This window comes from Sulfitobacter sp. SK011, from assembly GCF_003352065.1.
GTDB lineage: Bacteria > Pseudomonadota > Alphaproteobacteria > Rhodobacterales > Rhodobacteraceae > Sulfitobacter.
Genome location: NZ_CP025803.1, coordinates 2,906,665 through 2,921,196 on the forward strand (window position 1 = coordinate 2,906,665; position 14,532 = coordinate 2,921,196).

The window sequence follows — 14,532 nt, forward strand, 5'->3', positions numbered from 1 at the left end:
TCAGGCTCCTTCGGGCATACCCTGCCCAATCGTTACCGCAGTGACAAGGTGATCTGCCACCTGCACAAACCGCCCCGGCAGGGTGTCACCAACCGCGAATGGTGGCGCTCGTTTGAGGAAGGTTGCCACGAAAGATCCCGCAGACGGATCCAGTGAAATGTCGAGGTGATCATAGCCGAATAGCATCCCCGTCAACGGATACTGCGCCTTATAGGTTGCTTCCTTGGCGCTAAAAATGACCTTGGCAAGACGACCCAGATCCGGCCCCGCGGCCTGCGCCTGCTCTGCAGCCGAACAGATGGTTGGGATCAGATCAAAATCCAATGGCGTGGCAGGTTCAGCATCTACACCCAGACTGCGGATGTTTGTGGCGGGGGCAACCACGGCAATGCACAATTTGTCCGTATGCGTGATTGAGCCGATCACACCCTTTGGCCAAACGGGTGCTCGGTCAGGGCCAGCAGGGACCGGGCCGGGCACGATCCCAATTTGCGCCATCGCCGCACGCGCCGCCGCGCGACCTGCGGCAAACTCGGTTTGCCGCGCCGGGATGGCCCCTGCGACCGCAGGCCGTTCAACTGCCTTCAACGCAGGCTGCCCGCGTGATGGGTCTGTGACCACAACGGCAACAGACCCGTCAAACAACGTGATAACAGCCGCCCGAAGCTGATCAAATCGGTCAGATGGAGCGGCCATCATGCACCGGCTTTCCTGCGGCTCGCGCGCATCAAGCGGCGTTTGGCCATGGTGTCTGACTTGGCTGGATCAGGGGCGACAATGACCGGTTCTGCGCTGCTCCCCTTGGTCTGATCAATATGCACCGCCAAACCTTCGAGCGTCGGAAAGCGGAAAATGTCAGTGATCGACAAACTTGCCGCGCCCAACGCCGCTTTGATGTCGCGGTGCGCCTGCACAGCCAAAAGCGAATGCCCCCCCAGCGCAAAGAAACTGTCCGCGCCGCCGATGTCAGACACGCCAAGTATCGCGGACCAGACGGCAGCAATTTTGGCCTGCGTCCCGCTGGCAGGTGTCGGCGCAGCCACCAAACCTGCTGGTTTTCGCGTTTCCGGGGCCGGCAATGCCTTTCGGTCGATTTTCCTGTTTGGCGTCAGCGGCATGGCATCAAGCGTCACAATGGCACTTGGCACCATGATATCTGGCAAAACTTGCGCCAGTTGCACCCGTGTCGCATCGCTATTCAAATGGGTCTCTGCGGTTACATAGCCCACCAATTGCGCGCCGCCGGGTGCAGCGCGGGCAATGACAACCGCTTGGGTGACACCTTCAATTTCGGACAGACGGGCTTCGATCTCGCCCAGCTCAATCCGGTGGCCGCGTATCTTGATCTGCGCATCGGCACGGCCATGGAACTGCAGAACGCCATTGGCATCCCACGCCGCAATGTCGCCCGTCCGGTAAAGCGTTCCGGCCCCAAACGGATTGCGGAAAAAACGTTCTTTGGTCATCGCGTCCCTGCGCCAATACCCCTGCGCAACACCATCACCCCCAATCCACAATTCCCCTTGCGTACCAATCGGTTGCGGGCGCATCTTTTCGTCAAGGATGAACACTTGCGTGTTGGCAATTGGCGTCCCGATTGCGGCGATGTCACCGGGCACTGCGTCCAACATTTGCGTTGTGGACCAGATCGTCGTTTCGGTCGGCCCATACATATTCTGGATCGTCGCACCCGTGCAGTCACGCAAGGCGTGCACCAATGATCCCGGCAACGCCTCCCCCCCCACCATCAGGTGCTTGACGCGCGCCAAGGCATTCTGTGCCTCATCATTCGTGACCAACATTTGCGCCATCGACGGCGTGCATTGCAGGTGGCTCACGCCGTGCCGCACAATCTGCGCGGCAAGCGAGAAATCATCGTCGGCCAGCACAGCGGCCTGATTGGACTGTGCCAGAACTTTCGCCAGCGGTTTCAATCCGGCCATCACCGTGTCGGTGGCAATACCATAATCAATCAGGCAGGCGATTTCATCGACACCGATGCGCTTAAGCTGCTGGGCGCGCGCCACGCCGTCAGCCACGGTGCCAAACATGCCACTGTCGTTGAAATAGCGTTGAAAGGCGAACTCAAGGATCGCGTCCATCTCGGCCTCTGACAGCGTGCCCAGATCGACCTCAAACGGGTTGGTCACACCAGCAGGCTTTTTGAACGCGGGAAAGGCCCATGCGTATTGTTTGATCAGGCCCGCGGCAGAGCGCAGATACTCTTTCATCGGTTCGCGCGCCACCTCTTCGGCCCGCGCGCGGGTGTCTGCCAGATAGGTGTGCAACATCACCGTGACTTTGTGATGCGCCGGATCATGCCCGGCCCCACGCAGCGCGTCATGGTAAATCCTGATCTTTTCCGCAACCTCATCCACCGATTGACCCAAAAGGTGGGTCAGCACGTTTGCACCGATCTCGCCCGCCTCTTTCCAGGTCTGGGGGTTGCCCGCGGTCGTCACCCAGATCGGCAGGTCCTTTGAGACGGGCCGTGGCTGTGTGACAACGGCAAAGGGTGTGCCGTCTTTGGTCGGGAACGCCACCGCATCCCCCCGCCAAAGCGCGCGGAGTTGATCTATTGCCGCAAACATTGCGGGTTTGTTGTCCGGTGGCGTGTTTTGAGGGCGCAGCACAAAATCATCGGGCTGCCACCCGCTGGCGATGGCCAGACCAACGCGCCCGTTGGTCAGATTGTCGATCACAGCCCATTCTTCAGCGATGCGGGCGGGATGGTGCAAGGGGGCCACGCAGGACCCTGCCCGCACATCCAGATTTTGCGTCACCGCCGCAACTGCGGCCCCGGTCACCGAAGGGTTCGGATAGGGCCCGCCAAAGGCATGAAAATGCCGCTCGGGCGTCCAGACCGCGTTAAAGCCGTGGGCATCCGCAAATTTCGCACCTTCCAACAACAACTCGTACTTTTTGGGGCCAACGCCGTCATCGTTGCCCCAGTAGAACAGATTGAAGTCAATCTTGCGCTCCGATGTGCTGATCGGGCCGTTCGACACAGCAGTGCGCGCAGCATCCCCCGCCAGAACCAGCTTGAAGCCACGGCCAAGGGTCCAGAAAAGCTCAAGCACCGAAATATCAAATGACAGGCTCGTCACGGCCAACCACGCGGCACCTGCAACATAATCAATGCGGTCGTCCATCCCGGCAAAGAAATTGGCGACATTTCGATGACTGACCATCACCCCCTTGGGCACCCCGGTGGAGCCGGAGGTATAGATCAGATAGGCCATGTCGTCAGGCGAGGCATATGGTGCAGGGTTGTCCACATCTGCCGCGCCAAGTCGGGGGTCTTGATCCAGCTTCAGCACCTTCGCCTGATGGTCGGGCAGCTGATCTGCCAAATCGCTTTGCGTCACGATGATCGGGGCCGCGCTGTCGCTGATATAATGCGCAATGCGGTCTGCCGGATAGGCAGGGTCAAGCGGGACATAGGCACCGCCCGCCTTCAGAATACCCAGCGCGCCAATCATCAAATCGACGCCGCGCACCGTATAAAGGCCAATCGGCTGACCGGGCTTGGCCCCCATATCGCGCAGCACATGCGCAAGCTGATTGGCGCGCGTGTTCAGAGCGGCATAGCTGAGCACCTCAGCCTCAAAGACCAATGCCTCGGCATCCGGTGTCCTGGCGACCTGCGCCTCGAACGCGGCATGGATCGTTGTGGGCTCATAGTCTTTTTGTGTGGCATTCCAGCCCTGCACAAGCTGATGGTTCTCTGCCGGGGGCAAAGCCCAGACGCTGCCGCAAGGCTCGGCTGTTGAAACAGCTGCGAAGGCCGATTGAAACCGCGCAGCAAGCACATCTATGGCCTGGTCGGACAGACGGTTTGCGTCATAGATCAGCTTGGCAACACCGCCTGTAAGGGACACCGTAACGCAGGCATCTGACACCGCATCTTCAGTAAATGCCACTGCAATGTCGGGGCGCTGGCCCGTTTCAATCCTGGGATCGCGCAGCGGCAGATCACAAGCAAAACCCGCAGTGGTTTGCGCGCGGGCCGCTTGCGGCGCAATGCGGGTTGTGCATTCGGCGACACTTGTCACATCGGTGGCGTCAACATTCAGAGGCACCCAGTTTGCCAACCTCCGATCAGGTTGGTCGAGCGCAACACGCAAATCGCCCTTTGTCATCCCCGCACCGCGCAGCGCAACCAATGCGACGGCAACGACTTGATCGGTGACGCTCAGATCGGATGGGCAGATCATAGCCCGTTCTTGCAGGTCAGGTGCCCGGTGTGATGGTTTGGCCAAAGGCACCGGCAACGGCTCCATCTGCTGCAAGGCGCTTTGCCAGTGTTCCTCCTCCTTGGTGATCAGCGGAGCGGCCTTGGGCCTGTCCAGAACATCGCCTACCTCAGCAATCGCCCTTGGATCAACGGCACCGCCGGCCAGATCCGTGAGACCGCGCAGAACAACTGGCTTGGTTGCTGTGCCGATGGTGATCTGATCCGCCAAAACAGTGATGACCGCGCCCGGGGCCGCGGCGTCTTGATCAGAAACTTCAAGCGCCCCAATGCGCAAAATCGCATCACCCAAAACCAGTTTGGCTGTGGTCAATGGGTTCCAATAGGTCCCGAAATCCAACCCCCGAACCAATGCGGAAAGCGCCTCTGCATCGCGGGTGAAATCCAGAATGCCCTCTGGCCGCTGATCTTTTGCGAAATAACTGCGCAAACCAAGGTCCTGTGGGGTGCGGTCAGGCGCGCCACTTTCGAGGTGCTGCAGAACTGTGGCAAAGCTTTCCAACCCCGCGGCGTAGCATTTGGCATTCAGGCTGAACGCCGTTTCATCCGGCGCGATGTCAACGCCGACCTGCGCCAACAGATCGCCTTGGTCCACGCCGCCTTCGATCAGGTGCCAGCTTACGCCATGCGATGTCTCGCCGTTGATGATCGCCCATGCAGGGGTGTTCAGCCCGGCATAGCGGGGCAAAGGGCCATCGTGAAAATTGACCGCACCCTTGACTGGCAGCGCCAGAACGGCATCCGAGATCAAGCGCAGGTTCGCAACGCTCAGCAGCCAGTCCACCTGTACTGCAGCGTCCAGCAGATCATCGGCACGCTTATGAACCGGCACGCTCTGCCCTTCGGCCCAGCGGCGTACTGCAGCGTCCTGTGTCACCACGGCATGCAGAATATGCCCAGCCGCCAACACCAGATCACCACAGGCAATGGTCAGAGATGCGTCGCCCATCAGAATGGCTGAAAACGCCGCAGGCGGGAAACGCGCGGTCATGGTCTGTCCTTCGTTTCGTGACGCGTTGTGGTGCCTACTGTCTCCGCCGGGCCAACCCCAAGGCCATGCCGCAAAAGATCACGTTGGAAATGGGGCGGATCCTGGGGTTTCCGGCCTGAAATGGCGCAGCGCAATTGGTGGATCATCCCACCCGCAAGGCGCGCGGCCCATGCGAGGGCCGCATAGACGCGGCCATGGTTTTTGACAAAATAATGCCGCCGCGAGGCGAACCAATAGCGCGGCATCCGCTGCCATTCTTTCATCCCGGTCGATACCGACCCGATGTGCACAACACAGGCCTGAGGGACATACCAGCATTCCCAATCCGCCCGCGCAGCGCGTTTGCACAGATCAGTTTCCTCAAAATAAAGAAAAAACGTCTCATCAAACGTCCCGATGTCAGCCAGCATTTCAGCGCGCAACAGCATCGACGCCCCCGCAACCCAATCAACGCGGGTGGCTGTCTGTGGCAAAGGCGGTGCCACAACCGCGCGGTGCAACATCTTGGAAATGAACCCGGTCCGCGCCGCGCCTTCAAATTCACCTGCGATTGAGGGAAATCGAAACGCTGTGCAATGAGCGACATCATCGTCCCCACGCACATGGCTGCCCGCAATCCCGGCCTTTGGATGCGCGTTCAGATGCGCCAGCAACGCACCGATACAGCCGCGATCGGTAAAAGCGTCTGAGTTCAGAATATAGAAGAAATCCGGGGTTGAGCCATCTGACATTCCCGCGTGCAGACCGAGGTTATTGCCCGCACCAAATCCGCCGTTGTGATCCGACAAGATCAGCCGCACGCGGCCCCCCGCATCCCAGCCGCGGTCAGTAATGGCGGATTGCAAAACCTCTGCGGACCCATCGTGCGAGGCATTATCGATGATGATCATTTCCGCGCCGCGATCAGGCATGTCCGCCAGCGCCGCCTTGGCGGCGCGCAATGTCATCTGCGCCGTGCGGTAATTGAGCACGATAACCAATAGGCGGATGGGGGTGGCGTCACTCATTGCGCCGCCGTGGCATGCGGCATATCGAGTGTATCATCTGCCTCCAACGCGGCCGCAATCACCTCGCGCAATTCCTGCGCCAAAACGGTGACACAGGGGGCCAAGACCATGGAAACGTGATCACCCGGCACTTCCACGACCTTGATCTGCGGTGCATATTGGCGCCAATCATTGTCTTCAAAGGCATATTCCCGCTCTGCAGTGACCCACCGGCCATTCGACACCTGCCAATGCCGGTCCAGCGGGGGCCGGAACAACGTAAGCGGACCGTTCCATTTGGGCGTCACGTAAGCGCCCGCAGCGGTCAGAAAGGCCTGTTCGATTTTGTGGTTGTTGAACTCGGCACCCGGAGTTTCGGCAACATTCCCCCGTCGCTCTGCACGACATTCCTTTTCCCAGGCTATGCGGTTGCTGACCCATTCAATCAGATACTTTGGGCCTTTCCGACGAAATTCGTGCAGCTTGATCAATGCCTTGTCTTGTCTGTTCAGCGGTGGTCGCACAGGCAAAGGGGTGTCGAGCAGGGCCAGTACGGCCACCTCTTGCCCCCTATCGCGCAGCTGTTGCGCCATTTCATAGGCCGTGATCCCGCCCCCCGAATACCCTGCCAACAGATAAGGTCCCTGCGGTTGCAGCGCCTGAATTTCAGACAGATAATCCGCCGCCGCGTCCCGCATGTCAGTGTGCGGTGCGGTGTCACCAATCAGCCCACGGGCCTGCACCCCATAGACGGGCCGATCGCTGCTGAACGGCATGGCAAGATGGCGCAGGTTCAAAACATTGCCGAACATGCCTGCCACGATGAACAACGGCGGTGCCTGTTTTTGGGACGACTGGTTCAAGGGCACAAGATAGTCGAACTTTTGAACCTGCGTGTCAGTGGCATAACCCTTGCCCGATGTGCCGGCCTCGTCCGTTTGTTCGGCAATAAGCGCCGCGCATTTGGCAATCGTCGGGGCCTCAAACAGGACTGAGATCGGGAAGTCCACCTTGAATTCGCGCTTCACGCTGGCAAAGAGCCGCACAGCGATCAGCGAATGACCACCAAGATCGAAAAAGCTGTCTTCGACCCCAACCGGGCTGACCCCCAAGAGGTTCTGCCACAATTCGGCCAACCGTTCTTCGATGGCGGTGCGGGGTGCAACGAAACTGTCATCAAGATCAGGCCGCTCAAAACTCTGCCCCGCTGCCGCTGATTTCTCGGCCGGTTGATCGGCCTGCGCAATCAACTGATCAAGCGGCATTGATGATACAAATACCTGCGAACGCCCCAAGGCAATCGCCCGGCGCAACGCATCTGGCCCTTCGGATGCACGGATGCCCTGGCTGACCAGATAGGCCAGCCGTTCTTCTGCCGGGGTACGGTGATCTTGCGTACCCGCGACATCCTCAAAGCGGACCTCACTGGCATTCAATGGCACCGATGCGGCAAATCCACCTTCAAGCCGCTTCATCGCAAAATCGCTGATCTCAACCAGCACGGTGCCGTGCTCATCACAAATGGTCACGTCAAAGCGGGCAAACCCTTCCCCTGCATGACCTTCGGACAAACGCACCCAGGACATGACCTGCGCAGGCAGCGGGCCATGAACAACAAGACGGCCATAGGACACCGGCACCCAAAGGTGCTGCGCGCCATAGCCCGGCACCAGTGCCATCGCCCATCCCGTCGCCATATCCATCAGACCCGCATGCAGCAGATGACCAGCGGTCAAATCGCCACGGACATCTTCTGGCAGGGCTAGCGTTGCCAACCCTTCACCCTTGCCCAGCCTGGTTTCACGCAGCACATGCCAGCGCCGCCCAAATTTCAGATGCGCCTCTTGCGGTGAGCGAAGCCTGTCTTGTTCAGACGCGGTTTCCACACGCAAACATCGTGACGATATCGATTTAATATCAATATCTTGCGGATTATTATTCACCAAGCGCGTTAACATCGCCTGTGCATGCAATTGCCAACCGGCCTTACCATTCAGCACGCAATCACTGCGCAGTTCAGCCGCAAAGCCATCCCGCTCTTGGCGCAGCGTGACTTGTATCTGCCGCGGCGCGCCCTGGTTCACGGGCAACGCACGCAGGAAGTACAGATCGCGGATCTCAAAACCACCGCTCATCCCCTGGGCCTGCTCCGCCTCAGCCAGCAGTTCAACATAGCCGGTTCCCGGCATCACGGCTTGACCCTCTGCGGTCCGGTGTTGATCCAGCAGCCAATCGGCGTCTGACAACGTGGCGGTAAGGACCATCTCACCACTCGCTCCCGCCCCGACGGTATCCAGCAAAGCCGCATCAACCTGTCTTGCAGGCAATATATGGCTGGCCGCACAACCGGTCGCATGCGCCGCCATGCCAACGTCCGCCCAAACACCCCAGTTAATGGCATGGACCCGGGTCGCAGCACCCCGGCGTGCATTGGCAAAAGCGTTGAGCCATGCGTTTGCGGCAACATAATCGACCTGCCCCGCCCCCCGCGTTGCCGTGCTGGTCGATGAAAAGAGCACCATCCATTCGAGCGTGCCATCGGGCAGCAATTGGTCCAGCACCCGCAGCCCCTGCACCTTGGGTGACAAAACCGCCTCAATCTCTGCATCACGTTTTGCCAAGATCGGACCATCATCAAGTGTGCCGGCGGCATGGATCACCCCGGTCAGCCCACCATGACGCGCCATCAGATCGTCGGTGACCTGACGCATCTGAGCTAGGTTCGCCACATCCGCTGCTGCCACCTCGATCCTGCCACCCCTTGCCTCAGCAAGCGCTTCGAGGCGCATCACAGCGCGGATGCGCCCGGCGGTGGTATCAGCGACACCATGGCTGTCCACAAACCCCTCCCAAGCCTCGCGCGGCGGCAAGGGTTCACGCGTCAACAGCACCACAGTTGCCGCGTAATTTTCCAAGATATCACAGGCCAGCGTCTGGCCGATGCCGCCAAACCCACCGGTGATCAAATATGTGCCACCCTCGCGAAAGGCCGGTTGATCTGTGTCGGGCAATGGGATGGATTTATACCCCATCTCAAGCCGCCTGCCCCCCCGATAAGCTGCGATGACATTGCCAGGGCTTGCCATCAATTCCTCGATCAAACGGCCTGTCAGGTCGTCTTGGGGCGTCTCAGTGGCCCCGCGCGCAAACCACCGTTTTGCCGCTGCCGGATCAATTTCAGTTTCCAAATCAATCTGCGCCGCCGTGACACCCGGCATTTCGCGGGCAAAGACACCAACCGGACCACTGATCAGCGCTTTTTCCGGGTGGTCCAATGGTTCGTCTTTGACCTGCGCTGCGCCCCGCGTGAACACGCTGAGGTGCAGCGGTTTGTCCAATCCGGCCTCTGTCAGCGCCTGCGCGAGCCAGGTCAGGCTCCAGAATCCCTGTTCTATGTTGCGATCAAAGGGGCTGCTGCCGGGGCGCGGTGCCTGTGCGTCATCGGTCAGCCAGAAATGTGCGATACGGTCTGGCATCTGGCCCGCCTGCAAGGCTGCAATCAATTGATCATAGCCCGCGCGGCCCTGTTCCGCGGCAAGCGTATAGCGGTCCTCGGCCAGCTTTGCGAAAGCATCACCTGCGCGCACGGAAACGACCGTGTGCCCGCTTGCTGCAAGCTGTGCTTTGAGCGGTGCCGCAACGCCCATGTCGTCCGCAAAGATCAGCCACGTCAGTGGTGTCGCCGCCAGATCGGTGATCACGTCCACATCCGCATTGGCATAGCGTGGCCGCCAGACCGGAACAGCCCCCCAATCCGCAATGTTGTCCTGACGCACAGGCAAGGGTGCGGCGGGCTGCACCGCCGCCTTGCCCGGTTCGATGAAATATCTGCTGCGCTGAAACGCATAGGTCGGCAGCACCACGCGGTTGCGTCTGGCCTCGCCCCAGATCTGTGTCCAATCCGCCTCGACGCCACACGCCCAGAGCCGGCCAATCACCGCGATGAAATAAGCATCATCCGCGATACCGTCATCCGGGTGGCGCAGGGTTGAGATGACCTGACCTGCAGCCACACCATCGTTCATTTGTGCAAGCGCACTCAGCGCCTTGCCGGGACCAACCTCCAGGAAAACACGCTTTCGCGGCGCACTCAGGGTTGTGATGCAATCGGCAAAATTGACTGTGTTGCGCAACTGGCCAACCCAATACTCCGGGTCGGTGGCCTGTGCATCGGTGATCAGGTCGCCAGTGCGGTTCGACAGGAATGGCATCTGCGGTGCCTGAAGGTTGAGCGTTTGCAGGAATGCACGGTAGCGGCCCAGGATCGGTTCCAGCATGCGACTGTGGGCGGCGATGTCGATGGCAATGCGCTGACACTCAATGTCCTGTGCCGCCAGCCGTTCCTGCATGGCATCAAGGGCGGTTTGAGGGCCAGACACGGCAATTAATTCCGGCGCATTCACGGATGCGATATCCAGATCATCGCCCAGCAACGGCGCGATGGCGTCCAATGTCGCGGAAATGCTCAGCATGCCGCCGGCTGGCACCTCGTCAAACAATTGCCCACGCAACAGCACCAGATCGATCAGACCCTCAAACGGCATCACACCCGCAAGGCAGGCAGCGACATTTTCGCCCATCGAATGGCCGACCATCGCCGCAGGTTTCACGCCCCAGCTAAGCCAAAGCTGCGCCAGCGCGTATTCGACAATGGCAATGAGCGGCAATTGTACCGAAGGCGTCTTGAGCCGGTTTTCGGCCTCGACCGCCTGCCCCGCCTCAGGCAACCAGAGCGCCCGGATGTCATAGTCAAGTTGCGGCTCTAAATGATCAAGCCCACGGTCCATCCAGTCGGCGAACACCGGCTCTGTCTCATAAAGATCCCGCGCCATGCCTGCGTATTGCGCACCACCACCGGGAAACATGAAGACCACCTCGGGCTTGTCGCCCACAACCTCGTGGGTGAACACGCGTCTGGTGTCGGCAGCCTCAAGCAGATCGGCGGCCTCTGCATGGGTTTCCGCCACAACGACGCGCCGTTTTTCAAACCCCCGCCGTCCGTTTTTGAGGGTAAAGGCAACATCCGCCAAAGGGTGTTCAGGATGCGCGCGCAGGTGGGCCGCCAGCGCCGCAGTATTCGCATCAAGTGCGGCCTTGCTGCGGCCAGAAATGCACAAGGCCTGGAAGGGCCAATCGCTGTCATCCGATGTTCTGCGTTCGGGGGCTTCTTCAAGCACCATATGGGCATTGGTGCCGCCAACCCCCAGTGCATTGACCCCGGCGCGGCGCGGGGTTGGACCCTCAGGCCAATCGTGCAGTTGGTCGTTCACCGCAAAGGGCGACCCGTCAAAGGCAATGGCTGGATTAGGGGCCTCATACCCAAGCGAGGGTGGCACTTGTTTATGGTGCAGTGCCAGTGTGGTTTTCACGAGGCCCGCCACGCCCGCCGCTGTATCAAGATGGCCGATATTGGTCTTGACCGACCCGATGCGGCAAAAATCTGTGGCGTCTGTGGTTTGGCGAAAAGCCTCTGTCAGGGCCGCGACCTCAATCGGGTCACCGAGATATGTGCCGGTGCCGTGACATTCGACATAGCCGATGCTTTGCGCCGCGACCCCTGCTGCATCAAGCGCCTGGACAATCGCGGCAGTCTGACCATCAACCGACGGGGCAAGATAGCCCGCCTTGGCCGCACCATCGTTGTTGACCGCTGAACCTTTGATCACCGCCCAAATGTGATCGCCATCCGCAATCGCATCCGACAACCGACGCAGCGCCACACAGCCCGCACCAGACCCAAAGACAGTGCCCTGGGCGCGGTGATCAAAAGCATGGCAATGGCCATCAGGCGACAGAATTTCGTTTTCTTTGAACACATAGCCGCGCCCATGGGGCAACTCGATGGTCACCCCGCCAGCCAGTGCCATGTCCACCTCACCCGCACGCAACGCCTGACAGGCATAGTGGATTGCCACCAGTGATGTCGAACAGGCCGTCTGCAAATTGATCGACGGACCCTTGAGGTCGAACACATGGCTGACCCGGGTCGACAAGAAATCCTTGTCATTGCCCGTGTGGCGCAACAAGAACATGCCCACATCATCGACCAGATCGGGGTTCGAACAGATGTTGAAATTGAAATAGCTGCCCATGCCACAGCCCGCATAGACACCAATTGGCCCGGGAATGGTTTCGGGCGGATGCCCTGCCTGTTCCATTGCCCCCCAGGCCACCTCCAGAAACTTGCGGTGTTGCGGATCAAGGATCGAAGCGTCTTTGGGCGAAAAGCCGAAAAAATCAGCGTCGAATGTGTCAAAGCCATCCAGGACGGCAGCGGCAGGCACATAGTTCTTTTGCGCGATTGCCTCAGGTGCCTCGCCCGCAGCACGCAGGTCTTCTTCGCTCAGCCGGCGGATGGATTCGACCCCGTCGCGCAGGTTTGCCCAATAGGCATCTACCCCCTGCGCGCCCGGCACGTCGACATTGATCCCGACGATAGCAATATCATCGCCAGAAAATGTGCGGTTATTTGCAGTATTCATCCGAACAAGATATTCCCATGTCCCGTCCCAATACGGGTATGAGCCCCAAAACCAACATAGCCATTTATGGACCTATCCAACAGAAAAAACTGGGTTTTTACCATGGTTTTTCCCCATTAAATCAAAACCGCAATGGGTTGCGTCAAAAACCGCGGAACGACAACACCTATCCCAGCATAACAAAACCTGACCCGCGTGGGCATTTTGGCCGCATTGGAAACAATGCCGCCATATTGTGGAATCACTGCTGGCGATGTGGGAGTCTGCGATCAGGCCTAAAAAACCGTGCGCTTGCCAGATCGCACAGCAGGCTTGCCCAAAACCACATCACGCTCGATCGGATGGCGCGGCCCGACACGGGCATGCGGCATCAGTTTTTCCGCATGACCCAGTATCGCACCCGCTGTCAGCCACGTGAAAGGCGTTAACGTCGCATTGAGCAACATGTCCATCATGGTGACCCCAAGGATCACCGCAAGAGGCGCAACAAATGGTGACAAAGCTGTGTCACCATGCCGGTGGATGTAGAGCCCCATCAGGAACAGCGGCAATGCCAGCAGACCGAATTCGCATATGTATCCAAGCCAGCCGAAGGTCCCAAAAACGATGATCCAGCGGCCATCCGGGACCGACAATATCTCACCAGTTTCGGGATTGTGGACCAAACTTCGGCCCCACCCGCCCCAGCCAAAAAGCGGTTTCTCGGCCGCTCGGGCCAGCAACTGATCCTCGTGGAAAAACCGATAGCCAAGCGATTGCGCGCGATCTGTGCTGACGGCCTCAGCTTGGGCCAGAATCGCATCAAGCGGCACCAGGTCGAAGTTGCGCAGCATCGGGTAAACAATCGCAACAAAAGCAAAGGCCACCGCCAGTCTAATCTGCCAGCGCGCCGGGACAAATAGGATCACAGGCAGCAAAACAGCTCCGTACAACAGCGACGCCAGACTTTTGCACATGACCAGCAAGACGGCGAGGTATCCCACCAAAAGCATCATTTTCCAACGGTCAACAGCCCTTGTATGGCGCGCCAATGCGCCGGCAGATAACAATGCGGTGCACATGAACAACGCCAGCCAGAGCCCATGCGGCAGGAACACGAACGGCCTGTAACCACCGCCCCGTATCGCCTGCTCAAACGAGTGCTGGAAAAACCCATAAATCCAGACGTTTAGCTGTGGGCTCAGCCGAACCTCGATCAATGACGGGACCGAATAGATCAGCCCCCCGACCATCAGCGCGAGCAGTATTTCACGCAGCCCTTTTTCAGACGCCAGAAATTGTCTTGCCAGCAGGAAGGGCACCAGGGTCAGCATCTGAGCAATCAACACCGACCCCACATCACGAAGTGACTGCCCCGGCAATTGATCTGTCACGAAAACAATCGGGTCGGAGGTGCTGAGCACTTCAAACAAGATAGGATCGCTGTTGGTCAGCACCGTGGGGATCGCCGACAGAATAAGCCCCGCAACCAGCCACAGCGCCGCGCGCGATTTCGGGATCAGATCCACCCTTTGTTTCATCGCAAACGCGAGGATCACCAACACACTCAGGTTCGGGATCGACACTTTGTCCATCGCCGGAACAAACGGCAGGTTAAACTCGGCCAAAGGGGGTAAGAACAGATAGCCCCCCAGGATCGACCAGATCAACGCACGCTCCAACTTCAGGGTGCGAAAAAGGACCAGCGACACAAGCGGCCAGATCATCAGCATCAGATATGCTAAACCGTTGGGCATGTGAATCCTGTGTCTGACGGGTCTAATTTGATCTGGCGAAAATTATCATCTGGTCTGCGCGCTGTCATCCCGGTAGATTTAG

5 protein-coding genes are annotated in these 14,532 nt (G+C 59.2%); all 5 read right to left on the bottom strand.

The genetic code is table 11. From position 1 onward, the window contains the following. The 5 genes from C1J02_RS14320 to C1J02_RS14340 all read right to left on the bottom strand — a co-directional run bounded on the left by C1J02_RS14320 (position 1) and on the right by C1J02_RS14340 (position 14,450). A complete protein-coding gene (locus tag C1J02_RS14320; RefSeq protein WP_114879178.1) occupies positions 1-699 on the bottom strand; it encodes a 4'-phosphopantetheinyl transferase in 699 nt (232 codons plus the stop codon). Continuing rightward, positions 696-5,246, bottom strand: a complete 4,551-nt coding sequence (locus C1J02_RS14325) for a MupA/Atu3671 family FMN-dependent luciferase-like monooxygenase (RefSeq protein WP_114879179.1) — start codon at positions 5,244-5,246, stop codon at positions 696-698. The genes C1J02_RS14320 and C1J02_RS14325 overlap by 4 nt, the downstream gene beginning before the upstream one ends. Beyond that, positions 5,243-6,253 carry a glycosyltransferase family 2 protein gene (locus tag C1J02_RS14330; RefSeq protein ID WP_114879180.1) on the bottom strand — a complete coding sequence of 337 codons (1,011 nt, stop codon included), beginning with the start codon at positions 6,251-6,253 and terminating at the stop codon, positions 5,243-5,245. Before C1J02_RS14330 ends, C1J02_RS14325 begins: the two co-directional genes overlap by 4 nt. Then, positions 6,250-12,714: a type I polyketide synthase gene (locus tag C1J02_RS14335; protein ID WP_114879181.1), complete on the bottom strand. Its 6,465-nt coding sequence runs from the start codon at positions 12,712-12,714 to the stop codon at positions 6,250-6,252. Before C1J02_RS14335 ends, C1J02_RS14330 begins: the two co-directional genes overlap by 4 nt. A 275-nt stretch (positions 12,715-12,989) precedes the next feature. Then, the gene (locus C1J02_RS14340) at positions 12,990-14,450 is read right to left on the bottom strand and encodes a hypothetical protein (RefSeq protein ID WP_205389816.1); all 1,461 of its coding nucleotides are present in this window, start codon (positions 14,448-14,450) and stop codon (positions 12,990-12,992) included. Positions 14,451-14,532 lie beyond the last annotated feature (82 nt).